The sequence below is a fragment of the Nostoc sp. genome (assembly GCF_036917535.1).
In the GTDB taxonomy this organism is placed as follows: Bacteria; Cyanobacteriota; Cyanobacteriia; order Cyanobacteriales; family Nostocaceae; genus Nostoc.
Genome location: NZ_JBALDA010000012.1, coordinates 1 through 25340 on the forward strand (window position 1 = coordinate 1; position 25340 = coordinate 25340).

Sequence of the window (25340 nt, forward strand, 5' to 3'; positions counted from 1 at the left end):
CAGTGAGGTTGCTGGAATACGCCATTAGCATTGGATTGTAGATGCTCAGGAGTACCTTAATTCAAAACCTCATAAGATGTCAAATGGGTTCTATACTAGAATTACGTTGTGTCTATCTCAATGGTCAACTGGCTATTTGATATTTTTGTATAAGTAGGATGCTCTCAATCAATACCAATTTGACACTGCTGGCTCCTAATAACTAAATTATGAAATTTTCTGTTATTTGATAATTATTCAGATCAATCTGGATGCTGAAACATTCTCCTACTTCCCCATTAAAGAGTTTCAATTGCACATAACTATCTTGAATTCTTGCTTGTACTTGTTGAACTATTTCCCCTCGATCTGAAAGTAAAACTAGCTTGATATTAGCAGGTAGGTAAGGTTGATTACAAGCTGGATGTAGCTGCACGCGAATACTAACTTGTTGGTTAGCTTCTGGTATTAAGGCAATTAATAAAATAACTTTGTGAGCCTCTATATCCATTCCCAAGTCAATCAGCTTGGCACGTTTGATAGCGGCAGCATTTAACCTAGAAGAAGTGCGGAAATTAAAAGCTAAGCTACTGGAGTTTGGCTCAAAAAAAGTCTCTATAGCTTGCCAAGAAGCATCGTAAATCTGCTCTAGCCAACGACTGAGACTCACTTGTACTTGTGAAAATTGCGTAGGTGCAGCCTGTTGTAGATATCGTAGCCTTTCTTGGTACAAACGCTGCCGCCACTGCTGATTTTCTAGTAGCATTCCCCAGGTTGTAAATGGCACTGCAAGTCTCGGAAATGTTACAGAGGAATTACCTAACCGTTGTATAAGATTTTCTGCTTGAACATTCGATAATTCTGGTAGTGGAGCGATCGCAGCTTTCATCTCCTCTGTTCCACAAAATTGGTAGGTCATCCAAAAAGCATTAAGGTCTTTAATTAAGTGGCGTGCATCTATACAATAAGTCCTATCTACTTGGTCATAGTATGCTAATGATTTTAGTTCACTATGGGTTATATAGCTCCAAATTCTTATCCACTCCCCATCTGGTGTGACTTGCACTGCTAAATAATAGTCTGCTGCCCAAGTGGGAATGTCTACCCATTCTTGAGGAACTTCTAACTCTTTATCATCAATTGCCTCGCTAGGAATTAAAACGACTCGCTTTTCCTTTAACAAAATTGCTGTGCCATTGACAAATTCCCAAAAAGCAGGAATACCAGGGGAACTGTGCCACATACTTGCTTCTGGAACATATTCAGCTTTTACCCAATTCAAAAACCCATGAAGGCAAATTTGATTTATGTAAGCACGCCAGCGACTGCTAGGTGTGGCGTACATTTGGCTTTCTTGCCAAGAGCTTGTCTGTAATGATGGTGATATTTCTAACAATAGTTCCTGCGGTTCTGTAAAAGCGGAAGTCATTTTTACTACCTCATCTTTCATAACGTCAGCGAGATTCTCCATACTTAACTTTCAACCATTCTTCCAAAGCACTACTCATATCATTAACTAGGTTGGAAGTCACAGAAATATTAAGTGTGTCTTGACTCCATTCGATCAATGCTTTCAGCATTGATTCTCTACATTTGATCAGCCGACGAGAAACAGTAGGCTGACTCATTTGTAGGCGTTCTACAATCTGTGGCTGAGTTAACCCCTGTTGGTAGTAAAGTTGAAGTATTTCCTGGGTTTTTGCCTCAAAAGTTTGTAAAGTTTTTAACAAAACAGCCTCAATTTGAGATTGTTGATTTTGTTTATTTTGGGCATCCTCTTGGGCTATCATCTCCGTGATTAATGAGTCAGATAATGGATCTGGCAAATCAAAAGTTGTTGTGTAGTCATCTTCTGATATCACTAAATTTAGAGAACTAACAGGTGGATACAGATAACCACGCACGTATATAACTGCCTGGGTTAACCACTGTTCAATTTTCTCTCTCGTACATTGTGAAGTGGGTTGAGTTAACTGATTTTGACGTTCGCGGTTGTAGAGGTTGACAATAGCTTCCCAAAGTTGGGGTTCTGGTTCTGGTAGTGACTTTGTGCCACCTGGTTGGTTTTGAACATACAGTTCTTTGAAACAAGTCCAGGCTAGTCGATATTGGGCAATTAGAATAGGTGATAATCCAGCTTGAGCAAGAGCTTCTAAGAACTGCTTTTTGCTTACTTTGCGTAACAATGCCCAATTTGTGCAAATATCAACTTCTTTGCGTTGGCGTAAAATATCTTTTAGCCGACTAGGAACTGCTATAATAGCATAGGCTTTTAAGCTAGAGCATTTTTCTGGGTTAAATTGTTTAAGAATTGTTTCAATTTCAGCATTCGCCATTTGAAAATAATCTGCTAGGCTATGTTGACTATTTGTGAATTTGGCAATTGTTTTTTTAGCAGCCCAATAATTTGATTCCTGTAAATAAGCAGATAAATGCATTTTAGCAAGGCTATTAGATTCCTCTCGCCAGCACTTGTGCCAATGTAACACCCAAAAATCTTCTGAGTTAGGAACGAATGGTGAAGACTTCAAGCTATTTTGAATATTTCGATGTAGTTTGATATCAATCAACCATTTGCTGAATCTGTCTCCTTCCAACTCAATAAAGGTTGAGAACATCTCGATAATTTTTTGACGAGGACGCATAGCAGTTAAAAATTTCAATTAATCCGAACTTAAGCAACTATCAAAGCCGCAGACACCTCTGTGAAGAATTGCAGGATACTGCTTTTATAATTTACAATTCAATAGCGCACATATTTTATTTCTTGATGTTTTTTGAAGATAACTCTATTCATATTTTCGTTTGTAATTATGGGTTCAGTAGCCATAGTTGCGAACATACACCTAATTAAGTCTTTTTAGGAATATGCCCTTTGGTATACTTTTGACTATTTACTTTTCCTAACTCCCTAAAAAATGGCGAACCGGGAGTAATTAAAGTTAATTGCTTATTATTCAGCTTAGTTTTTTGTTTTTAATATGTCTGTAGATAGTTGCAATATTGCGGGCATCATCAATAGCACGATGGTGTGTGCCTTTTAATTCTATCCCTAACTCATTGAGAGCCTGTGCCATGCCAAATTTTTTTGATACACCAAGATATTCCGAAAATTCCTCTTTGATATTTATATGTTCTGAAGTAAAAGGATAGGGAAAATTATGAAACGCGCAATCTTGAATAAATTGCTTTTTGTCGTAATTACCCCAAGAACAAAAAATATAGTTGGGAAATAAATTAATCCATTCTTTGAAGCGAGAAATTGCCTTGATAAATTTTGGTGCTTCGTCAACATCTTGCTGCCGAATACTAGTCAATTCTGTGCAAAAACCTGTCAGTTGCATATGTCTCACAGGTTGGATGAATTGCTGAAACTCTGAATCAATTTCCCATGTTGTTCGATTGAGCATCACTCCACCGATTTCAATGATTTCCATTTGGTGACGGGGAATAGTTTTACTGTTACAGCATGTAGCTTCTAAATCGACTATCAGATAATAGTGGGATATTTTAGTATTCATATTATGTAATAGAGTAATAATGGCTAAAAACTAGTAACTATTTATACATTACTTTGAGTAATTACACAATTAATTATGTAAGCTTATTGTATTTATTATATTACAAAAGTATGATGCTTACAGCCTTTTTGATTTATTTGAACTACAGCTAGCTCCCGGTTGCTTTTACCTGGGTAATGCTCAACTCAGTCTTGGCAGTTTACAACGCTATACTCAAGAGCTACAAACTTGGTTCTCTCCGTCTCTAATACTCTACGGCTGTGTTGGAAATGCAGGATATATAGCAATACAGTTCAGTTAAGAAAAATTTTTGGCGCTAACCCAAGCGTACTGCAATATATAGTAGGATTTACAATTACTTGGACTACAAAAAATTCGTAGGGAGGTACAGCTAGCTGTGCGTCTCTAGCGTATATATCGTTCAAATGAAAATTGCTATAAATTGCAGTACGAATATTAAGGTTTAGCCTTTAAGTAATTGGTTTGATTTTGAAGTTATTACTAACTATCAAGTTGAAGCTTGAATTTAACTTAACGTTTTGGGTAATTTAGAATAAAATGAGATACTGAAGCAAAATTTTTATATTTAAGTAAGTGCAAATACATAAAGTCTTACTATAAGATTACTATGCTGTTCAATCGTCTATCGGGTTCTGAAATTGATTTAAAGCAAATCCTCGATCAAATTAAAATGCTGGCCGATCAAATTCATCAGTCACTTGAAGTGAGTGAAATTCTCAAGATTATTGTCAGCGAAGTTAGAACAATTTTAGAAAGCGATCGCGTCATTATCTATCGCTTTTTGCAAAATGGAGATGGAGTAATAGCAGAAGAGTCTGTAAGTAATGGATGGAAACCAATTTTAAGGCAATTAATTTACGACCCTTGCTTCAATACAACGCGATATCGAGATGGATACGTTAGTGTTATTGAAGATATTAATACTACAACACTTGATCCTTGTTATAAAAAACTATTAATGGACTTGCAGATTCGAGCTAATTTAGTAGTTCCAATTTTAGTAAATAATCAACAAATTGATGGAATTTCTAGTACATATCCTCATTTGTGGGGCTTACTAATTGCTCACCAGTGCAGTGGCTCACGTCAATGGAGTTCTTTAGAAATTGAGTATCTTCAACTCGTGGTTACAGAGCTAAGAATCGCTCTTGGGGAAGCAGAACGCCATCAGCGAAGGGCTACATCCTGCCAAAAACTAACGCCGCAACTCAATCAAAACCTGAAAAACTTGACAGTTCAGCCAAAGTTGAGGTTGACATCAATCAAAATAAATCTGTATAAAAATTTTAGAGAATCCATTGTAACAAGAACGGTATTGCCAAAGAATATATCAGTTACAGATTTGATTGCATTTGACCGATTACAAACTCCAGTTTGGATTTATGATATTCAAAACTTGCAGATGTGGTGGGCGAATCAATCCGCACTGCATATTTGGAATGCTCAAAGTCGAGAAGAATTGCTCAATCACAACTTCAGTGATGTTTCCCAGTTTACTCACATTCGACTGCAAAGTTATTTGCAAGAATTTCAGCAAGGGAAAACCATCGCTGAAAATTGGATATTTTACCCACAGGGAAAACCTGTTTCTCTTCGCTGCATCTTTTCTGGAATTCAAATTGAACAAGGGCGGATGGCGATGCTGGTTGAAGGATCAACACAAGTCATCAATCAGATTGATCGAGAAACACTCAGATCGATTGAAGCCCTACGTCACACTACAGCGATCGTCTCACTTTATACGATGGATGGTGTGCCTTTGATACAAAATCCGGCAGCCCTTCGCTGTTATCGGGATACCCTACACCCTAACTCGTTAGTTGAGAATATTTTCTTAAGTCACTTTGTCGACAAGAGTGTTGGACAACAGGCTATGGAAGCGATTAATTTAGGTGAGGTATTCAGCATAGAGGCTCAGGTGTTTACTACTGAAGGGATTCAATGGCATGGGATGGATATACGATGCACCCGCGATCCCGTAACGGGTAACTCCATCATCCTCGTCAACGAAAAGAATATTACCAAGCAACAAGCAGCGCTACAAGAACACCAGCGTGCAGAGTCAGAATTGCGCTGGCGGGAAACTTTGCTGCGTTCCATGACTGACACTTCTTTGCTGGGATTCTTTGTTGTTGACAATCACACCGACGAAATCCTTTATTTCAATCACCACTTCTGTAAAATTTGGGGCATCGAACATCTAGAAGACCAAATGCGTCTGGGTACTTTAAAAAATAATCAGATCATTCCTGATTGCATATCTTCAATTGTCGATGTATCGGCATTTGTTGAATCCTATAAACCGTTGCAGTCTGAAGAAAATCGTTGCACGATTGAGGATGAAATTTTATTCGTCGATGGGCGAACGATTCGCCGCTTTTCCAGCCAAATTCGGGATACTCAGGATCGATACTTTGGGCGGTTATACATTTTTGAAGACATCACCTCACGTAAACAAATCGAAGCCGCACTCAAAACCAGTGAAGAAAGATGGCAGTATGCCTTGGAAGGAAATGGGGACGGAGTTTGGGATTTGAATGCTGAAACTAACGAAGTCTTTTTCTCCCAGCGATGGAAAGAAATGTTAGGGTTTGCAGAGCATGAAATTGGAAATACCCTCAGTGAATGGGAACAACGGGTTCACCCTGATGATAAAGCGAGGGTTTATGAGGAGATTATCAAGCATTTGTACGGTGAAACCCAACAATATGTCAGTGAATATCGGATCGAGTGCAAAGATGGAACCTACAAGTGGATTCTAGATCGGGGGCAAATTTCGAGTCGCGCAACCAATGGTTTTCCCCTACGGATGTTAGGAACCCATACTGATATTACTGAACGCAAGCGTATGGAAGAAGCGCTGCGAGAAAGCGAACAACGCTATCGTTCTGTAATTACAGTGATGGCAGAAGGTATTGTCGTACAGCAATCCGATGGGCGAATTACCGCCTGTAATAACAGTGCCGAAAGAATTTTAGGGTTAACAGCTGATCAAATGATGGGACGAACTTCCATCGATCCGCGATGGCGTGCAATTCATGAAGATGGTACTTCTGTTACAGAGAAAACTCACCCTGCCTTTGTCACCTTACGCACCGGACAACCCCAATTTCATGTCATTATGGAAGTTCACAAACCTGATGGCAGCTTGACTTGGATTTCAATCAATTCTCAACCACTGTTTGAATCCGATGAATCAAAACCATCTGCGGTGGTCGCATCACTAACAGATATTACAGACCGTAAACAGGTACAAATTGCCCTAGAACAGCAAACAGAACGGGAACGCATGGTCTATGCGATCGCTCAACATATCCGCAAGTCTTTAGAATTGGATGAAATCTTGAACACAACTGTTGCTGAAGTTCGACGTTTTCTGCAAACTGATCGCGTGATCATCTACCGCTTTAACCGTGATTGGAGTGGTGTAGTTGTCACCGAGTCTGTGGCAGAAGGTTGGCAAACGATTTTGAATATGGAAATTACAGACAGCTATTTTGTCAAAACACAGGGACAGTCTTATCAAGAAAGTACGCTCAAAGTTACTCCAGACATCTACACCGCCGGATTGGATCCTTGTCATCTAGAGTTATTGGAAAAGTTGCAAGTCAGAGCCAAGCTAGTTGTACCAATTTTACAAGGCGATCGCCTTTGGGGACTTTTGGTTGCTCATGATTGTAGCACCCCGCGTCAGTGGCAACCTTGGGAAAGCGAACTGCTTCAGCAATTGGCAACACAGGTAGCGATCGCTATTCAACAATCAGAACTTTATCAACAATTGCAGCGTGCCAACCAGCAACTTGAAAATCTGGTGATGGTAGATGAATTAACTCAAATCGCCAATCGTCGATGTTTTGATAATCGGCTTAATTCTGTCTGGCAATATCTTTTACGAGAACAAGGTTTTGTCTCATTACTTTTATGCGACATTGATTATTTTAAACAATATAACGATACTTATGGTCATGCCACCGGAGATGATTGTTTGCGCTTTATTGCCAAAGCTTTCAAACAAAGTGTCAAACGTTCTAGAGATTTAGTTGCTCGTTATGGCGGAGAAGAGTTTGTTATTATCTTACCTAACACTGCTAGTGATGGGGCTGATTACGTCGCCCAAGAAATTCATAAAGCTCTAGAACAGCTAAATATTCCCCATGCGGCCTCGGCTGTGAAACATCACGTCACCTTGAGTATCGGAATTGCCACAGTGATTCCTACACCCAATATAGTTCCTTTAGATTTGATCGAGGCAGCCGATCAAGCCCTTTATCAAGCCAAAGCAAACGGGCGTAATCGTTCTTGTATAAATAGACTGTCTTAGCTCGACTTTCTCCATTTTTTCCCAACGCGATACTCCTACGGAGTCGTTGCACGAACGCTTAAACTTAAACCTTTATGGAACAGTAGTTTTACTTTTTTAACTTCATCAATAATCTATGACGTGAAAAAAGTATTTGCCAAAAAGTTAGGGTTTTTGCCGGATAAAGAAAACCGAGTTCTTAATTTTGGATAAAGTCGAGCTTAGGTAGCTATAAGTAAGTATCGTTTGAATGCCAGGTACAAAAACTATTTTACTTATGTTAGCACTGCAAAGCGTAGCCCATTTTGACTTTATCTAAAATTTTTTTCACGAAAATACTTTTAAAAAACTTATGAATTGATTGATTATTAAAATTTAGAAAAGGAGCGACAAAGCCGCTTTAACGACTATCTTCTATCGCTTGTTTAGCTGCTTTCATCACTAACGCAGACTGGATTTTAATAACTCTAAATCGTGTGAATATTAAATGACTCTTAAATCGTGTCATCAGGTACTCTTGCATCTTATTTAAGTCTGATATCTTCTAAAGAACAGCTTTGTTGTTGTCAGGTAGATTGATGAGTCGAATTAATGGATTTGTCGGGCGACGTAATTTCTTGAAATTCGCCAGTGTTGTAGGTATTGCAGCTACTATTTTTGGTGATAGCTTTTGGAATACAGAGCAAACTGCTGTTGCTGATATTCATCCAGTTAACCCTAATTTAATCACTCCGAATGAAGCCATCAGACGCTTGCTTGATGGTAATCAAAGATTTATCCATCAAAAACGTCAATATCCCGATCAATCACTAGAACACCTACGATTAGTTGCTAAAGCTCAGTATCCCTTTGCTGCCATATTGGGCTGTGCAGATTCTAGAGTACCTGCGGAAATTGTCTTCGATCAAGGACTTGGAGATTTATTTGTTGTGCGAGTTGCTGGTAATGTTGTCAGTGACACGGTGATAGGTAGTCTGGAATATTCTACAGCAGTATTGGGTTCGCAGTTGATTATGGTTTTGGGTCATAGAAGATGCGGTGCAGTAGCAGAAGCAATCAAAAACGAACCACTTCCTGGAAGAATTGGTTTGATTATTGAGAGCATCAAACCATCTGTAGAAAGGGTAAAGTTTAGAACGGGTGATAATATGCAAGATGCAGTTATAGCCAACATTCAATATCAGACTGAAAAATTGCAAGAAAGCTCAACTATTTTAGCTAAATTGCTTGGTGAAGGTAAACTAAAAATTGTTGGTGCTTGTTACGATATTGACACTGGTAAAGTCAATATTATTACTTGAATATCTCACATTTTTTAAGTGTATAATTTTTAGTTTGATGATGTTAAAAAATTATTAGCTATATATTTTTTGGCACCAATATATAGTTGTACACCCTTACAGCTAAAGCATTTGATATAAATATTTTTGAAAACAGTGTTGGTGATGTTTGAATTGATCTACCCTAACGCAAACTCACGAAAATTTATAAAAAACTTAAAGCTTATAATAAATAAACCCAGCAGGGACTATATAACAAGACCGCCTGCCAGGAAGGTATAGTATATTCTGGGCCATGTTTGATTGGTTAACGCTTATTTGTAAAAAATAATTGCGTATCCCTAAATACAATAACTAAATGCATCGGAAAATACAGTTAAGAAAAGTTACTAAATAGGTTAATTTCTAATTAAAACCCAATACGCTTGGGTTAAGAATTATTCGGTTTAGATAATTAGTTTTTCAAGACGCGATCAATCGCGTTTCTACATTAGGGTTTTGTTGCTCATTTTAAACTGTATTGAATTAAAACTAACAATTTCCTAAATGGAGAGGACAAAAGGGACAAGAGACAATGATTGAACATGATTGAACAAGTTTCTTCTTTGTCTCTTGCCAATGACGCCAGTTGCTTCTCTCAAGGGGAGACGTTGCGCGTAGCTTGCTTTCCCGGAGGGGTACAAGTCGGGCATTGCCCGCCCAATGCACTGGCTCCCCAATCCCCAATACCCCATAATATAAGAAAGCGCTTCACACTTCTTAAATAATCAGTTTTTTAGAACAATGGCGAGAGACTTGCGGGGATTCATTAAAATTTTGGAAGAAAGAGGACAATTACGGCGAATTTCAGCTTTAGTTGACCCAGACTTGGAAATTGCTGAGATATCCAACCGGATGCTGCAAAAAGGTGGCCCAGGATTGTTGTTTGAAAACGTCAAAGGCGCTTCCTTCCCGGTGGCGGTGAATTTGATGGGAACTGTGGAAAGGATTTGCTGGGCGATGAATATGCAGCATCCAAAGGAGTTAGAAACTCTAGGGAAAAAATTGAGTATGCTGCAACAGCCAAAACCACCGAAGAAGATTTCCCAGGCGATAGATTTTGGAAAAGTGCTGTTTGATGTGGTGAAGGCCAAACCAGGGCGAGACTTTTTCCCCCCTTGTCAGCAAGTTGTGCTTCAAGGTAATGATTTAGATTTAAATAAGTTGCCTTTGATACGTCCTTATATTAAGGATGCTGGCAAGATTATCACGCTGGGACTAGTAATTACCAAGGATTGTGAAACTGGTACTCCGAATGTAGGAGTGTATCGTTTACAACTACAATCTCAGAATACGATGACGGTTCACTGGTTATCGGTACGGGGCGGGGCGAGGCATTTGCGAAAAGCAGCCGAACGTGGGAAAAAATTAGAAGTTGCGATCGCACTTGGTGTAGATCCTCTAATTATCATGGCAGCAGCTACACCCATTCCTGTAGATTTATCAGAATGGCTGTTTGCTGGACTGTACGGCGGTTCTGGTGTGCAGTTGGCGAAATGTAAAACTGTGGATTTGGAAGTTCCCGCAGATTCCGAATTTGTCTTGGAAGGAACGATTACACCAGGGGAAGTCTTACCAGATGGGCCCTTTGGCGACCACATGGGTTATTACGGTGGTGTGGAAGATTCGCCGTTAATCCGCTTTGAGTGTATGACGCACCGGAAAAATCCGATTTACTTAACAACATTTAGCGGTCGTCCACCCAAAGAAGAAGCGATGATGGCGATCGCATTAAATCGCATTTATACGCCCATACTACGGCAACAAGTATCAGAAATTGTCGATTTCTTCCTCCCAATGGAAGCTTTGAGTTACAAAGCGGCGATTATTTCCATTGATAAAGCATATCCAGGACAAGCGCGACGGGCGGCTTTAGCGTTTTGGAGTGCTTTACCACAATTTACATACACCAAATTTGTAATTGTTGTGGATAAAGACATAAATATTCGCGATCCGCGTCAAGTTGTCTGGGCGATTAGTTCTAAAGTTGACCCAGTGCGAGATGTCTTTATTCTCCCAAATACACCTTTTGATACGTTGGATTTTGCCAGTGAAAAGATTGGCTTAGGTGGACGGATGGGAATTGATGCAACTACAAAGATTCCGCCGGAAACAAACCATGAATGGGGTTTGCCTTTAGAATCCGACCCAAATGTGGCGGCGATGGTAGAGAGACGATGGGCAGAGTATGGTTTGGCAGAGTTACAGTTAGGAGAAGTAGACCCGAATTTGTTTGGCTATGATATGAAATAACCTGTTATAGCTCGATACAGTTCAGAATAAGCAACAAAACCCTAATGTATAGACGCGATTTATCGCGTCTTTTAAAACCAATTATCTACACCAATAACCATTAACTAAAACGTATTGTGTTATGGATCGTGCAGTAAGAGCACAGCAATGCTGTACCTTGACGACAGATATTATTTAAATAAATAAAAACTGCTGTAATAAAATATCAAAATGAAAAAGCTGGAGAGCACAGCCTGATATAAATATCTCTTTGATCGTCAGCAAAAGACCTTCTTCCATGAAGTATTCTTGTATTATCAATCATTAAAATATCGCCTTTTTGCCACGAAATTTCCGTAGTTATTTTTTCAGCAATTTCATTAAGTTCAGATACAACCTCTTCAGGAATTTCTGAATCATCTTCAAAATTAAGAATCTTTGGGTTTAACTGCTTTGCAGGCAATAAGCTATTAATAAATACTTGGTATTTTCCACATCTGCTGGGGATAATGGCTGGAGAAATGTATTCAAGCAGAATCGATTGATCGTTATTTACTGTCAGATGTGTATTATTTTTCTGACACATTTCTTCTAGCTGATTCAAATCATCTGTTTGATATTTTTTCTGCCAGTCCTTTTGAGATATCCAAACAGTAAATTTTAACTTCTTTTTACTGAATAACTCTTTGGTTGAACTACTAATTTCATTAAAAAACTGTCTGCCATCACATACTGTAGTTTCACCATCTTCTAATGGTGGATTAGCACAAAAAAACCACAGCATAAGTGGGATATTCTGCTGATAATACATTTCGCCGTGCAACTTAATCTCAGATTTAAAATCATTGACGCTTAAAAGAGTCTCATCTCCATTAATTACCCTTCTACTGAATGCACCACCAGCATAATTTATAAAATCGATACTCAAGAGATTGGTAAATTCTTTAAAAATATCAACATCAACATCAAATCCTCTAAAGAGTAAGATTCCATTAGCTTTAAATAAGCTAATAATTTCTTCTTTATTTAATTCTAAAATACTCACATTGTCAAGATTATTAATTTCTTGAACTATGCTATCTGATCTGGAATGTATTTTCTTATTCATATAACTTAATGAATCTTTGTAGAAATTCTAACTTACTGTTGGCGTTAATTACACCATATACTGACATATTAATACTCAATGATATCGTTGTGTTGCATTCATCAGCGTAGGCGTAGCCCGTCGTAGACATCGCAGGACTAAATTTTGTAAAATGCTATTATAGTACTAAAATTTATTTGATAGAACTACGTTACAAAGTTAACCAAAATTTGTTTAGGTAGATTCAGAAATATAAATTAAGACTCCAGTTTTTGGTAATGATGCTAGAAACTTGAAGAAATTATGATAAAAAAAGTGAAAAATGTAGCATCAAAGTTAGCGGTCGGATTGGCATTCAGTTGTATTAATATGATACTCAATACTGGTATAGCTAGTGAAATAAGTTTAGCGAAATCAACTAATCCTCAAAAGTGCGATATTCTTGCCTACGTCACCGATACGGATCCACAAGGTTTAAATGTGCGGAGTGGTGCAAGTACAAATAACGTAATTATAGGACAAATACCCATCAACGAAACAGTTCAAGTTATTGGTGCGGCTGGAAATTGGGTGCAAATTACTAATGCTAGCAATGGTTTTCAAGGAACTGGATGGGTATTTGTGCCAAAGTTAGGCTTAACAACGCGGGGCTACGGTACTAACGGCGTGGATTTATATGCTAGTACCAGTCAAGAAAGCCAAAAAGCGAGAAGAATTCCTGCTAATACGGCTGTCAAATTGTTAGGCTGTCAAGGAGATTGGGCGCAGGTGGAATATCAAGGTGTTAAGGGTTGGTTAGCCAGGGAAGATCAATGTGGCGCAGCCCTTACTAGTTGTTCTTAGAACCTCACTCCCTCCCCATAAGTGAGTATGGGGCTATGAGAATTACTTTTAAAATTTTGGTTTTGAGATATTTGTTATGGCTTATCCATTTCCAGGAATGAACCCGTATTTAGAAGATCCTGCATTATGGCAAAAAGTTCATAAGCGCTTGATAATAGCGATCGCAGATGCTTTATCTCCTCAACTACGTCCTAAATATATAGTAGACATCGAAGAACGAGTATATCAAACAAGTGGAGAAGATTCTCTCTTGGTGGGTATTCCTGATGTAGCAGTGCAGCGTCAAAAAAGTGTAATAAATTCAGATATAGCGAATGTTGCGATCGCTTTGCGCCCAGTTCAAGCTGTGAGAGTGATAGTTCCTATGCCTGAAACTGTCAGGGAAATGTATTTGGAAGTGCGAGAGGTAGCAACAAAAGAAGTGGTGCAGTTATTGAAGTTTTGTCTCCCAAAAATAAACGCCCTGGAGAAGGACGCTGCGCCTACGAAAGAAAACGTCAGCGGGTACTGGGAAGTTTTACAAATCTAGTTGAAATTGACTTGTTGCGTGACGGTAAACCAATGCTAATTTTTGGTAATGATACGCACAATCATTATCGAATTTTAGTTTGTCAAGGTGAAATCGTCCTCAAGCTGATTTATATGCCTTCAATTTACAAGATATAATTCCTGCATTTCCCTTACCATTGGGAACTGGTGATAGTGAACCTTTGGTAGATTTGCAGAGTTTATTAACTGAGATTTATGACCGCGCAAGTTATGATTTAGTAATAGATTACAGTCAAGAGACAGAATTATACTTGTCAGAAGATAATGCCGTTTGGGTGGATGCACTGTTACGGGAAAAAGGACTGCGTTAAAGAAGACAATAGGAGGAAAATCAATGCCTTCAACCTTTCCTGGGATGAATCCCTATTTAGAACATCCTGAATTATTTCCAGGATTACATCACTTGCTAATTAGTGAAATTGCCAGGTTTTTATCTCCCCAACTGCGTCCTAAATATCGAGTTGCTGTAGAGGTGCGGATGTATGAAACGACTGATGAAAATTCACTACTTGTTGGCATTTCTGATGTGATTGTGAAGAATCGGCAGACTGTAACTGATGATTCTATAAATACAAATGTAGCAGTAGCCGCACCGACACCTAAACCTATAAAAGTAAAGATTCCTATGCCTGTTTCTATCAGGGAAGGATATTTAGAAGTGCGAAAAGTAGGAACAGAGGCATTAGTTACTACTATTGAAATTTTATCTCCTACCAATAAACGTCCGGGTAAAGGACGGCAAACATATCAAGAAAAACGCGAACAAGTATTAGCCAGTCGTAGTAATTTAGTTGAAATTAATTTACTACGTAAAGGTGAATCAATGCCAATGATGGGCAATGATATTCAGAGTCACTATAGAATTTTAGTTTGTCGTGGCGATCGCCGTCCTTATGCTGACTTATATGCTTTTAATTTACCAGATATCATTCCACCTTTTCCCCTGCCTTTGCGTTCTGGAGATACGGAACCAGTTATAGATTTGCAGACATTGTTAAATGAGGTATATGATATCTATGGTTATGATTTGGTAGTAGATTACAGTCAACAGCCAGTACCAGCGTTGTCAGAAGTTGATGCAGCTTGGGCGGATGCACTGTTGCAGGAGAAGGGGTTACTGTAGAACAACTTAATAAGGATTTGAGATTTCTGTCACTTAACTGGGAATACTAACCGGAGATTCCTTGTAAGGTAAGACTGGATTCCTAAAAACATGAACTTGACTACATTACAAAAAGCAAAACGGGCTGTATTTATAAAATTTTCTAATGTATTGCAGCACTTATTTAAACTTGTACTTTGTATTTTACTCGCATCGATTCTGAGTATGATAGATATTATTAGGACTTACGCACTGTACAAAATAACTATCTTGTGTATTAACCTAAATACGTTGTTTTAGGCTTTTGTCAATCATCCTTGATTAGTTGCGATCGCCAAAATATCATTGAAAAATCTAGCTATAAGCCTTGAAAACTATACGTGTTATTTTGGCTTGTTTGTCAATGCGTAAGTCCTAATTATTTTACCTATTATACCTCTAACAAGGCATGGAGCGGCTGAGGCAGTTTCCATAAATAAATATATATCATCCTTGCAAGTAGATAAGACACTTACAGTTTTGGAAAAAGCTAGGAATTTTATTGCCACAGGGAGTTCTTTTATCCCAGATATTTCTATTTTAAGAGCAACATTGGCGCCAACTATTGCTCCTACTTTCGCACCTACTTTCGCACCTACTTTCGCACCTACTTTCGCTCCTACTTTATCTTTTATTGGCAGAGTAGATTTCTTTTTTGAAGCTCAAGAGGTTAACTTAATTAAGATTAATATAGGTGATAAAAAAGATTCCTTTGTGTCTCCTGCTCTAGAGTGTTATAAATTAGGAGTCGAAAAAGCTCAAGGAAAAGCAGATTAGAAGGGTGCTGTTAAGCATTACAGCGATGCTTTAAGTAGAGATGGCAAATTTGCAGAGGCCCATGTAAGCCGAGGCCGTGCATATTCTGAGTTAGGAGATCAGGATAGAGCTATTAAAGATTATACTATGGCAATGAATATTAGCCCCAAATTTGCCGAAGACAAAGATAGATATGTTGAACCATTACTAGGACGAGGTACTGTTTATATAAAACTTGGTGATTATCAGTCAGCACTTGATGATTTTAATCTAGCAATTAAACAAAATCCTGACTTTTATGATGCTTATTTAGGCAGAGCTATTATCTATATTGAACAAAAAGATTATCACCAAGCAATTAAGGATTTAACAGAAGCATTAAAGTTAACTGCTGATAATTATCCGGCTGCGTTTCTGAAACGGGGTTCTGTTTGGGCTGAATTGGGCGAATATGAAAAAGCTATTGAAGACTTCACTCAGGCTATTTATAGTAATGCAGATGATGCTAATACCTATTATCCAGATGCCTATTATAAGCGTGGACTTATTAATTTAAAATTAGGCGAACCAGAAAAAGCAATCGAGGATTTAAATAATGCTATTAAGCGGGATTCTAAGTATTATGAAGCTTATGATATTCGTGCGATCGCTCACGAAACACTTGGAGAATACGAAGCTGCAAATAAAGATTACATCAGTGCAGATTATAGTAAGGCATTATTAATATATAATCTCACAGGGCATTCAGGAATGTTTGCTGCGGTTCGGTCAATGGCTATCAGTTCTAATGGAACAACTTTAGCTAGTGGGAGTGAAGACTCAACTATCAAACTATGGAATTTCAAGACAGGACAAGAGATTAACACACTTTCTGGAAATTCAGGTTCAGTTCTTGCTGTAACTTTTAGCCCTGAAGGTCAAACTATTGCGAGTTCCGGTACTGAAAAAACTATTAAAGTTTGGAATATCAGCACAGGAGAAGAAATCCTTACTATATCAGGGCATTCTGGTTATATTCGTTCCCTTGCTTTTAGTTCAAACGGACAGACCATAGCTAGTGGAAGTGATGACAAAACCATTAAATTTTGGAATATAGAAACTGGAGAACAAATTCACAGCTTAGTTGGACATTCGGATTATATTCAGTCTTTGAATTTTAGTCCAAATAATAATATTATTGCTAGTGGAAGCTGCGACAAAACTATCAAACTATGGGATGTGCAAACTGGCAAAGAAACTAATACTCTAGAAGGACATCAAAAGTGTGTTCGTGCTATAGCTTTTAGCCCAAATGGTCAGACTTTGGCTAGTGGTAGTGAAAATAATAACATCATACTTTGGGATTGGCAAAATAATAGGCAGATACGTACTTTTAAAGGTCACTCTAATGCAGTGACATCCTTGGCTTTTAGTCCTGATGGTCTAATCCTTGTAAGTGGCAGTGACGACAAAACCCTTAAAGTATGGGATGTGCATACTGGACTACCAATTATCACTCTTTTTGGGCATGAATCTTATGTGGAATCAGTAGCTTTTAGTCCAGATGGTAAAAATATTGTTAGTGGTGGTTATGATAAAACAGTTAAAGTGTGGGAAATGCCTTGAATGGATATTTTAATAGAGTAATCTCATTAAAAGATTTGCATAAACTCGCACTTACTCACCAAAAACCATATAATTAGCCCCCTCCATCCTTTCCAGAACATCCTCATTTCTAAATCGCACAACCTGCAACCCCAAACTCTCCAAAAATTCTTGATGTATCGCATCTTCCTGTTGCGTGTAGTCGTGAATTTCCCCATCCACTTCCACCACTAACCGCGCTTCATTACAATAAAAATCAACGATAAAACGGTCAATTGTTTGCTGACGGCGGAACTTGAAACCCAAAAGTTGCTTGTGTCTCAACTTCTGCCAAAGTAACTTTTCTGCTAGAGTTGGTTCACAACGCATTTGTCGCGCTAATGGCTTAAGTTTTTTCCAAAGTTCGTGTGGGGTTTGCCAAGGGTATCCCTGAACCCCACCCCCTAACCCCCTCCCCGCAAGCGAGGAGGGGGTACTGGAGTTGGTGATAGGCTTTGGGTTGGGGTTGTGATTTTCGGCCATTTGCGATCTTGGTGGTTAGCTAATTAATATTTCATGTATTATTCCCAGCGATCGCACTCTTCCCCTAACTCCTCAAAACTTTGGCATAATCAGACATGGCCACACCTTTAAAGTGGAAGCTTCATTTAACGAAACGACTCTACAAAAGAGGTTATCAGCGCGAAGATATCATCAACCTGTTTCGCTTTATCGATTGGGTGATGAGATTACCTGAAGAATTAGAGAACAGTTTTTGGCAAGAAGTAACTCAATATGAGGAGGAAAAGAAAATGCCGTATATTACCAGCATAGAAAGAAGGGGCATTCCAAGGAAAAAGAGAAGGACTTATTGAAGGTATTGAAATGGGTTTGGAATTAAAATTTGGTAGCCAGGGGCTAACAATATTACCAGAGATTGTCCAGATACAGAACGTAGAAATATTAAGCGCTATTCTCACCAGTATCAAAACTGTGAATAATCTAGAAGAAGTTCGGCAAATCTATCAATAATTCACCACTTCTACTCGACTCTAAAAAGCAGCAATGTTTGAGAGAAAATGCTATATCTTAATACACTCGCTTTAACCCCATCTCACCCTCTGCAAATTTTCATATATTAAGTTAAATTAAGAATTATTGCAAAATAGTAAACAATTTAGCTAATTAAAAGGTTTACGCCGAATGGATATTTTAATAGAATAATTTCATCAAAAGATTCGCAGAAATATAAATGGACTGGATTACACTACTGCGATCGCTACAATCCGATTTTATTAAAAGGCTAGCATCTGGTTGTCTGCTTCATTGTGAAACAGAAGGTCAATATAGTGAATTAACAATAATTTCTGGAGAAAGATTAAAGGTACTACGGGAATTTTGCTGGCAGATGGCTGAAAAATATAAGCGTGTTTTACCTGTCCGTGATGTTTTTATTAGCTATCTCAAAGGAAAGTTGGGTGAGGAAGTTGTCAAAGAACGTTTAGCTGATTTTGTTACCGAAGTCGATTATGAAAAGCGATTTGGCGGCGATGGCAATATAGATTTTACCTTGACTTCTGACCCATCTATTGGTATTGAGGTTAAATCTCGTCATGGTCACATTGACAGGGTTAGATGGTCAATTAGTTCTGAAGAAGTTGAAAAAAATGCAGTTGTAGTTTGCATTTTAATTCAAGAAGATGTCAGTGAAGCACAATCTGAGTATCATCTTTTTTTGGCTGGCTTTCTCCCAACCCAAATGATTAAGTTGAAGACTGGTAAAATTTCTTTCGGAATAGAACAATTACTATATGGTGGTGGTTTATGGTGCTATCTAGAACAGTTCCAATCTTCTATAAATAATTCTTCTCGGCAACAACCACCTATTTACAAATATCTTCCAAAACAGGAAATTCTATCTAAGCCAACTAATTATCAGGTACTCAAATCTTCTTTTCAGCCTGAATACGATAATGAAGATTTAAATATGTTTTATGTAAAATTGGGTGATGAATGCTTTCAAAGGGGAGAATATACAAATGCAATTACTAACTATAATCAAGCCTTACAAGTTAATCAAAGCGATGTTGATTTGTTATATTATAAACGAGGTTTAGCTAATTATCAAATAGGAGACTATGAAGCTGCGATCGCAGATTATTCTCAAGCAATCCAAAGAAATATTCAGGATGCTAAATCTTACAATAAGCGAGGTTTAGCTCTCTATCAACTGGGGCGATTAGAGGAAGCCATTGATGATTATACCCAAGCTATTAGAATTAATCCTAATGTTGCCGTAACCTATAAAAATCGGGCTGAAGCTCGTTCTCATGTTGGAGATAACCAAGGAGCAATTGAAGATTATACCCAGGCTATTAAAATTAATCCTCATTATGCTGATGCTTATAAAAACCGTGGGATTGCTCGTTATTTATTAGGCTCTCAGCCAGGATTGCCTCAAGCAATCAAGATTAATCCTCAAGATGCCATAGCTTATAAAAAACGTGGTAATGCTCGTTCAGATTTAGGAGATTTTGAGGGTGCAATCGAAGATTATACTCAGGCAATCCAGATTAATCCTAGTTATGCTGATGCCTATTATAACCGTGGTAATGCTCGTTCAGATTTAGGAGATTTTGAGGGCGCAATTGAAGATTATACTCAGGCAATCCAGGTTAATCCTAGTTATGCTGATGCTTATTATAATCGTGGCAATATTCGTTTAGAAATTGCGGATAAACAGGGAGCAATTGAAGATTTTCAAAAAGCGGCAGACATCTATCGTAAAGAGGGTAAACTAGAAGCACTCAAAGATACACGAGAAATAATATTAGATTTAGAGATAGAAGAATCATTAGATATTTTAAACTTCTAGATAATTGCTATATAGGACTTACGCACAGGTAACGGAAAACGAACCACAGAGGCCACAGAGTTCACGGATAAATGAGAGTTTGAGAGGGTTTTTGCGTAAGTCTTATAAATCTCCGTCTGAAAATGTCTTTAATTTTGAATTTTGAATTGTTAATTGTGTAACTAATAGCTGTTGGCAAGGGCTACAGTAGCACGTCAAAGGGTAGCATCATGTCGTTATCCTCGTGATTAAGCATGTGGCAGTGCCACATGAAGCGTCCAGTAAATGAATTGCCAAAAAGTAAATTCGCTGTGGCTTTAGCACCGAAGGGAACTATCAGACGAACAACCTCAAACGGATTGACTACCACAGTATCCTTCCAACCAGCTTCGTTTGCTGCTGGTGGTTTTGCTAAACCTTTTAAATAGGGGGTAGGATCAAGTGGTGGATAAGCGAATGGCACTTTATCCCCACCAGGTGCATGGTGCATAAGTACTTGACGTGGCCCAGTAGCTTTGTATGCTGCGGAGTAGGCAGTATCATTAATTGATTGGCGGTTGAGGATTTGAAATGGTACTAGATGCAGATACATTGTGTGGGCGAATGGCTGTAGATTGATGAAGTTCCACTGCTCTACTGTGTCTACTTGTGGTTGCTCCCTCAATTCTGGGTGGTTGGCTGCTTCATGCCAGTAAACTGCGTTGAGCATCATTGCTAACACCTGAAAGTTAGAGTTCAAAATAAATGTACTGCCCTAAGAAATTACCACCATGATAACTTGCTTGGTTTTCTACATCGATGAGCGGGTTGTCAGTTACAGAGTTAATTTCTACTTCAATTTGTTTTTGAATTTGCTCAAGTCCATCGACAATTGGCCCTATATATTGAGGTAAACAACGCAGTGAATAACGGTCTTGAATCGGATCTTCACCACGATAGTTGTGAGAACCATTTAACTCTTCTCGAACTAATCGTGAACCTGTCAACAGGTTGAGCATTTGGTTAGCTGCCCATTTTTGTCCTGAATGTAGTTTCAGCTTATGAATAAATGGGTGAAATGATTGATTAGTCCCATTTAAACCTTGAATAGCTAAGGCGTGAGCGCCCATTGCTAATGCTAAAAGATTTTTGGTGTCGTAGACGCAATTGGCAGCGATACCTGTCACTTCAACATAATGCCCCGTTCGCATAAAATCACATTGGGATTTCCTGCTGCCAAAATATACTCAGCAGACATCAGCCAATCTTTAATAGTAACTGACAAACCACGTTTGAGTAACATAGGTTTAGCTGTTGCACCGACTTTTTTCAAAAGGGAAAAATTTTGCATATTGCGGGCACCAACTTGCAGGATGTCTGCGATTGATGCCACCATTTCTAATTCAGCCCCATCCATCACCTCAGTAATAATACCCAAGCCAGAAACCGATCTAGCTGTTGCTAACCAGTCTAAAGCACTTTCTCCATGTCCCTGGAAAGCATAGGGTGAAGTTCGTGGTTTGTAAGCACCTCCTCTGAGAAACTTTGCACCTACGGCTTTGACTCGCAGCGCAGTTTCTACAATCATCTCTTCGCTTTCGACAGAACAGGGGCCTGCAATTACGACTACAGGATGGTTTTGACCAAAGGTGACAGTTTCGGAGGGTGTAGACACCTTTACATCGCTGGGTTCACCATAACAAAACTCTAAACTAGCTCGTTTGAATGGCTTCTTTACCCGCAGCACTTGCTCAATAAAAGGGTTTAGATTTTGCAATAAGTCTGCCAAGCTGTAGACATTACGCGTCAGCAGTATCGCATCTGTCAGTTCAAATGTTGCATCATGGGCTTTCCCTAAATGTCTGTAGGCGGCTTGACGAAATTCTTCGAGTACAATGAAGTGTTTCCTTGCTGAATAACTCTATTATTGAGAATTAAACGCTTGTATTTCTGGTTTGGCGTTAGTAATTCTCAATAGAAATCTCTGTCCCCTAACGCATAATACAAATAATACTAATTTGTTACGCTCCCAGTATTCGACCATGACAGCCCCATTTCAACCGCTCAGTTTTGCAGCCGGCCTGACGCTCAACCGACGTTCCATCCTCCTCGGGATGGACGCAGCCACCCTGTCGGGTGTAGCATTGGGAATGCTTTCCACGCTGGTTTCGCGCACTTTCAGCACGCCTCGTCAGACAACGCACTACATCGAGTGCGGGCCGGCCGACGGACCGCTGATGATCTTCCTCCACGGCTGGCCGAGCATCGGTTTGATGTGGCGCGCCCAGATGGACGCGTTCGCCGCCGACGGTTGGCACTGCGTCGCTCCTGATCTGCGCGGCTACGGCGGCTCTTCCACGCCTGCAACCAACGACGCCTACACCATCAAGGAAGTCGTGGCAGACATGGCGGAGCTCCATGACCACCTTGGCGGCAAGCCTGCGATCTGGGTTGGCCACGATTGGGGCAGTGTTGTGGCCGGTGAGTTGACCGGGCATGAGCCCAAGCGCAGCCGTGGCGTCGTGCTGACCTCGCTGGCGTATTTTCCCGACGCGAACGCCCTGCCCACGCTCGTCCCGCTGGTCGATCGAACGATTTACCCGGCTGACCAGTATCCGGATGGCCAATGGGATTACTACCGATTCTACACGACGCACTTCGAGGCGGCGATCGCCGACCTCGACGCAGACCGAGCAGCAACGCTGGCGTCGATCTTTCAACCAGGCAGCCCCGCCGCCGTCGGCAAGGTTTCGCCGAATGCGGTGGTCACGCGCAACGGGGGGCGCTTCGGCGCCGCGCACCGCGCCCCGCCGACTCGACCTGACCCGGCTCTCTGGCCGCCGACGGACTTCGACGTGTTGGTACAGGCGTTCAAGGCTCATGGCTTCCGCCCTCCCTGCGCGTGGTACCTGAACGATGACGCCAACATCGCCTACGCTCGCAAGGCGCCCAATGGCGGCCGCCTGTCGCAGCCAGTGCTGTTCGTCAACGGCGACTTTGACCAGATCTGCAGCATCACCGGAAATCACCAAGGCGACCCGATGCGCGCGGCCTGCGCAGACCTTACTGTGACAAGTCTGCCCGCTGGACATTGGCTGCCGCTGGAGCGTAAGGCAGAACACATCCAGGCCATTCGCACCTGGCTCCAGAGCAAAAATCTTTGATGGCGACAGTGGGAAAGTGAAGTCCCACACGCGGAGCGGTTGCCCTACGGCACGCCCGATCGGCTGCGGGACATCTGGTACATGGCTTTCCATGAGACCGAATGTGCGCCGGCGCTGATCGGTGCCGCACCTGAGACGGTTCAGCTCTATATCACCACCTTTCTCAAACATCGGTCTTACCCGAACAAAATGGGAGCCTGAAAGCCCCCGTCTTTATAAGCGGGGGATGAAAGGCGACTCAACAGGTTTTAACCTGTTGTATTTTTTCACTAAGCCTTGTATAGTTCAAAACATTGTACTATTCTAAGCCCGTAGATATATTGAAGCATTCAATTCAGTTACTATTTCATTACTTGAAGTATTGGGAAATACTCGTATTAAACTGAATCATCCCGCATTTATGCAACGCCGAATTAAATCAATTTTTCCAACGCGTGCTGTAAATCATTTGTCACATCAGCAACAGCTTGCCTAGCACCCAAACGATTTTCCTTATACGCTGGGTAACGCTCAGAAATAGATATGGGTTCACCCACAGTAATTTTTACCTTTTGCTTACCCAATTGTGGACGTTGCACTTTATTACCTTTGATTTTAGCAATCATCTGCCATAAAATTAAAGTCGTCTCAGCGAACCTTTCTGCTGTTGGATTTTCACGAATATAATTACCAGAAACTGCCACAAAACTTTCTACTAAACGCATGTGCCACATCCGTGCATTCGCTTCTTCAGCAATGCGATCGCCTAAAGCTCTTTCAACAGCAGATACTCCTTTTACATCCTTAAAATCTTCTCTAAATATATAATTCCACCCAGCTTGTTCTACCCGCCGACATCGGTCACTTAAAGTACCTTTTGACTGCAAATCAAAATACTGTTCTGATATTAGTAACGCCGCATTCAATAAAGCTTGCAAACGAACAGCTAATGCTTCATTTCTATTTTCGATTTCTTTTTCTACTGTTTTGGCATCTGTAAGCTTTAGATGATAAAAGCGTGTGTAAAATTTTTCCATCAGCGAAAGTAAATGTTCAGCCAAAGTCAACAACCGAGGATAAAGCGATTCTATAGAAGCATTTTCTGCTGGATTCACAGGTAAACCACTAGCCGCTTCCAATTCACTCAAAAGATTAGCGATCGCATCCCAAGGAGCATCAACATAACTATATTTAATTCCAACTGGTACAATTAGAACCTGTTGGTCGCTTCCAGCTTTGTGCAAATCTTCAGCACACCAAAAGCCTAATTGGGCGATACCAGGTTCTAGAGGGCTAATATTCTCTGATAAACCATTGGTAGCACCTTCTGGCGCAGCCGCCATCGGGAATTTGCCATTGGCAAACAACTCACGCGCCGAACGTAATCCCGTCCAGTCAGCCTTACCTCGTTGAATTGGAGTACCACCTAAATGAGAAGCAATCCAGCCAACGTAAGCACCTGCCCATAGAGGAATGCCGCGATCGTAGATAAAATGAGCATGAATGGGAAATTGTAGTGTTGTACCTTGCGATCGTGCTACCTTTGGCACGAGTTGAGACAGCAAGTAGCCCAAACAAAACGGATCGTCTGTTTTCGGATGACGAAATGCCAGCAGAAAACGGATTTTACCCTCCTGAAATTGGCGATAGAGATCCACCAAAACTTCTACGTTGTCTGCTTCAATTTGGGTAATAGGTGTTTGCCATTTTATCCAACTGGGTAGCAACAGATGGACAACTCGTAGTAATAAAGGGTTAAACGCTGGGGGAATAAATTCTAAGGGTGCTTGTGCTTGATAAATTACATCTGCCAAAGTATTTTTCTCCTAAAGATGCCCTGATTCTAATCGCCTGATGATTATTTCTTTTAAAATATTCTAATGGCTGTAATATGCCCTAAATAATGAAGTTTAGGTAAAACCTGCCTATTGCGTTGTGCTTCGCACATCACTCAGCTTAGAAAACTAGGATACCTTCTTAGCTCGACTTTATCCATTTTTTGGCAACGCTCAAGCTGACGCTGAAAGCTTTGTTGGGCAGTAGTTTGACTTTT

General features: G+C 40.0%; 19 protein-coding genes and 3 pseudogenes. 13 read left to right on the forward strand and 9 right to left on the reverse strand.

The annotated features are described in order from the left end of the window. Positions 1–202: 202 nt before the first annotated feature. From V7K56_RS02870 to V7K56_RS02880, 3 genes are all read right to left on the reverse strand, one after another. A complete protein-coding gene (locus V7K56_RS02870; RefSeq protein WP_334907419.1) occupies positions 203–1408 on the reverse strand; it encodes a DUF1822 family protein in 1206 nt (401 codons plus the stop codon). Between the two features lie 25 nt (positions 1409–1433). Beyond that, positions 1434–2624: a sigma-70 family RNA polymerase sigma factor gene (locus V7K56_RS02875; RefSeq protein WP_334907421.1), complete on the reverse strand. Its 1191-nt coding sequence runs from the start codon at positions 2622–2624 to the stop codon at positions 1434–1436. 312 nt (positions 2625–2936) lie between these two features. Beyond that, positions 2937–3500: a 3'-5' exonuclease gene (locus V7K56_RS02880; RefSeq protein ID WP_334907423.1), complete on the reverse strand. Its 564-nt coding sequence runs from the start codon at positions 3498–3500 to the stop codon at positions 2937–2939. A 628-nt stretch (positions 3501–4128) separates the two neighbouring features. On the opposite strand from V7K56_RS02880, the gene V7K56_RS02885 reads away from it, so the two are divergent. From V7K56_RS02885 to V7K56_RS02895, 3 genes are all read left to right on the forward strand, one after another. Next, positions 4129–7842, forward strand: a complete 3714-nt coding sequence (locus V7K56_RS02885) for a diguanylate cyclase domain-containing protein (protein ID WP_334907425.1) — start codon at positions 4129–4131, stop codon at positions 7840–7842. Positions 7843–8399: 557 nt separating this feature from the next. After that, on the forward strand, positions 8400–9122 hold the full coding sequence (locus tag V7K56_RS02890) for a carbonic anhydrase (RefSeq protein ID WP_334907427.1): 723 nt from the start codon (positions 8400–8402) through the stop codon (positions 9120–9122). Between the two features lie 762 nt (positions 9123–9884). After that, positions 9885–11393: a UbiD family decarboxylase gene (locus tag V7K56_RS02895; protein WP_334907432.1), complete on the forward strand. Its 1509-nt coding sequence runs from the start codon at positions 9885–9887 to the stop codon at positions 11391–11393. A 205-nt stretch (positions 11394–11598) separates the two neighbouring features. Here the strand turns inward: V7K56_RS02895 and V7K56_RS02900 are convergent, their stop codons facing one another. Continuing rightward, complete coding sequence (locus V7K56_RS02900) at positions 11599–12480, reverse strand: TauD/TfdA family dioxygenase (RefSeq protein ID WP_334907434.1); 882 nt, start codon at positions 12478–12480, stop codon at positions 11599–11601. A 282-nt stretch (positions 12481–12762) separates the two neighbouring features. Between V7K56_RS02900 and V7K56_RS02905 the strand changes: the two genes are divergently transcribed. The 6 genes and pseudogenes from V7K56_RS02905 to V7K56_RS02935 all read left to right on the forward strand — a co-directional run bounded on the left by V7K56_RS02905 (position 12763) and on the right by V7K56_RS02935 (position 17353). Next, entirely contained in the window at positions 12763–13302 is a 540-nt protein-coding gene (locus V7K56_RS02905; protein WP_334907436.1) for an SH3 domain-containing protein, read from the forward strand. Positions 13303–13378: 76 nt separating this feature from the next. Beyond that, a pseudogene (locus V7K56_RS02910) lies at positions 13379–14162 on the forward strand (DUF4058 family protein). 23 nt (positions 14163–14185) lie between these two features. Beyond that, a complete protein-coding gene (locus V7K56_RS02920; RefSeq protein ID WP_334907438.1) occupies positions 14186–14974 on the forward strand; it encodes a DUF4058 family protein in 789 nt (262 codons plus the stop codon). A 471-nt stretch (positions 14975–15445) separates the two neighbouring features. Continuing rightward, positions 15446–15769 carry a hypothetical protein gene (locus V7K56_RS02925; protein WP_334907440.1) on the forward strand — a complete coding sequence of 108 codons (324 nt, stop codon included), beginning with the start codon at positions 15446–15448 and terminating at the stop codon, positions 15767–15769. A gap of 63 nt (positions 15770–15832) precedes the next feature. Then, positions 15833–15907 (forward strand): annotated as a pseudogene (locus V7K56_RS36890) (hypothetical protein); the annotation flags it as partial. Further along, positions 15902–17353, forward strand: coding sequence for a tetratricopeptide repeat protein (locus tag V7K56_RS02935; protein ID WP_334907499.1), 1452 nt, complete (start codon positions 15902–15904; stop codon positions 17351–17353). The pseudogene V7K56_RS36890 and the gene V7K56_RS02935, both read left to right, overlap by 6 nt. Before the next feature lie 51 nt (positions 17354–17404). Here V7K56_RS02935 and V7K56_RS02940 read toward each other — a convergent pair whose 3' ends face one another. Continuing rightward, positions 17405–17854: an endonuclease domain-containing protein gene (locus tag V7K56_RS02940; protein WP_334907442.1), complete on the reverse strand. Its 450-nt coding sequence runs from the start codon at positions 17852–17854 to the stop codon at positions 17405–17407. 95 nt (positions 17855–17949) lie between these two features. On the opposite strand from V7K56_RS02940, the gene V7K56_RS02945 reads away from it, so the two are divergent. The 3 genes from V7K56_RS02945 to V7K56_RS02955 all read left to right on the forward strand — a co-directional run bounded on the left by V7K56_RS02945 (position 17950) and on the right by V7K56_RS02955 (position 20186). Then, positions 17950–18186 (forward strand): hypothetical protein, encoded by a 237-nt coding sequence (locus tag V7K56_RS02945; RefSeq protein ID WP_334907444.1) that lies wholly within the window; start codon positions 17950–17952, stop codon positions 18184–18186. Positions 18187–18196: 10 nt separating this feature from the next. Further along, positions 18197–18343 carry a hypothetical protein gene (locus tag V7K56_RS02950; RefSeq protein WP_334907446.1) on the forward strand — a complete coding sequence of 49 codons (147 nt, stop codon included), beginning with the start codon at positions 18197–18199 and terminating at the stop codon, positions 18341–18343. A 220-nt stretch (positions 18344–18563) separates the two neighbouring features. Further along, complete coding sequence (locus V7K56_RS02955; protein WP_334907448.1) at positions 18564–20186, forward strand: tetratricopeptide repeat protein; 1623 nt, start codon at positions 18564–18566, stop codon at positions 20184–20186. 181 nt (positions 20187–20367) lie between these two features. Here V7K56_RS02955 and V7K56_RS02960 read toward each other — a convergent pair whose 3' ends face one another. The 3 genes and pseudogenes from V7K56_RS02960 to V7K56_RS02970 all read right to left on the reverse strand — a co-directional run. Next, entirely contained in the window at positions 20368–20904 is a 537-nt protein-coding gene (locus tag V7K56_RS02960; protein WP_334907450.1) for a multicopper oxidase domain-containing protein, read from the reverse strand. Continuing rightward, positions 20894–21355 carry an aromatic amino acid lyase gene (locus tag V7K56_RS02965; protein ID WP_334907452.1) on the reverse strand — a complete coding sequence of 154 codons (462 nt, stop codon included), beginning with the start codon at positions 21353–21355 and terminating at the stop codon, positions 20894–20896. Before V7K56_RS02965 ends, V7K56_RS02960 begins: the two co-directional genes overlap by 11 nt. Then, a pseudogene (locus tag V7K56_RS02970) lies at positions 21340–21921 on the reverse strand (3-deoxy-7-phosphoheptulonate synthase); the annotation flags it as partial. The gene V7K56_RS02965 and the pseudogene V7K56_RS02970, both read right to left, overlap by 16 nt. 265 nt (positions 21922–22186) lie before the next feature. Between V7K56_RS02970 and V7K56_RS02975 the strand changes: the two are divergent. Next, positions 22187–23308 (forward strand): alpha/beta fold hydrolase, encoded by a 1122-nt coding sequence (locus V7K56_RS02975; protein ID WP_334907454.1) that lies wholly within the window; start codon positions 22187–22189, stop codon positions 23306–23308. Positions 23309–23721: 413 nt separating this feature from the next. On the opposite strand, the gene V7K56_RS02980 is transcribed toward V7K56_RS02975, so the two are convergent. After that, positions 23722–25101 (reverse strand): 1-acyl-sn-glycerol-3-phosphate acyltransferase, encoded by a 1380-nt coding sequence (locus V7K56_RS02980; protein ID WP_334907456.1) that lies wholly within the window; start codon positions 25099–25101, stop codon positions 23722–23724. Positions 25102–25340: the final 239 nt, after the last annotated feature.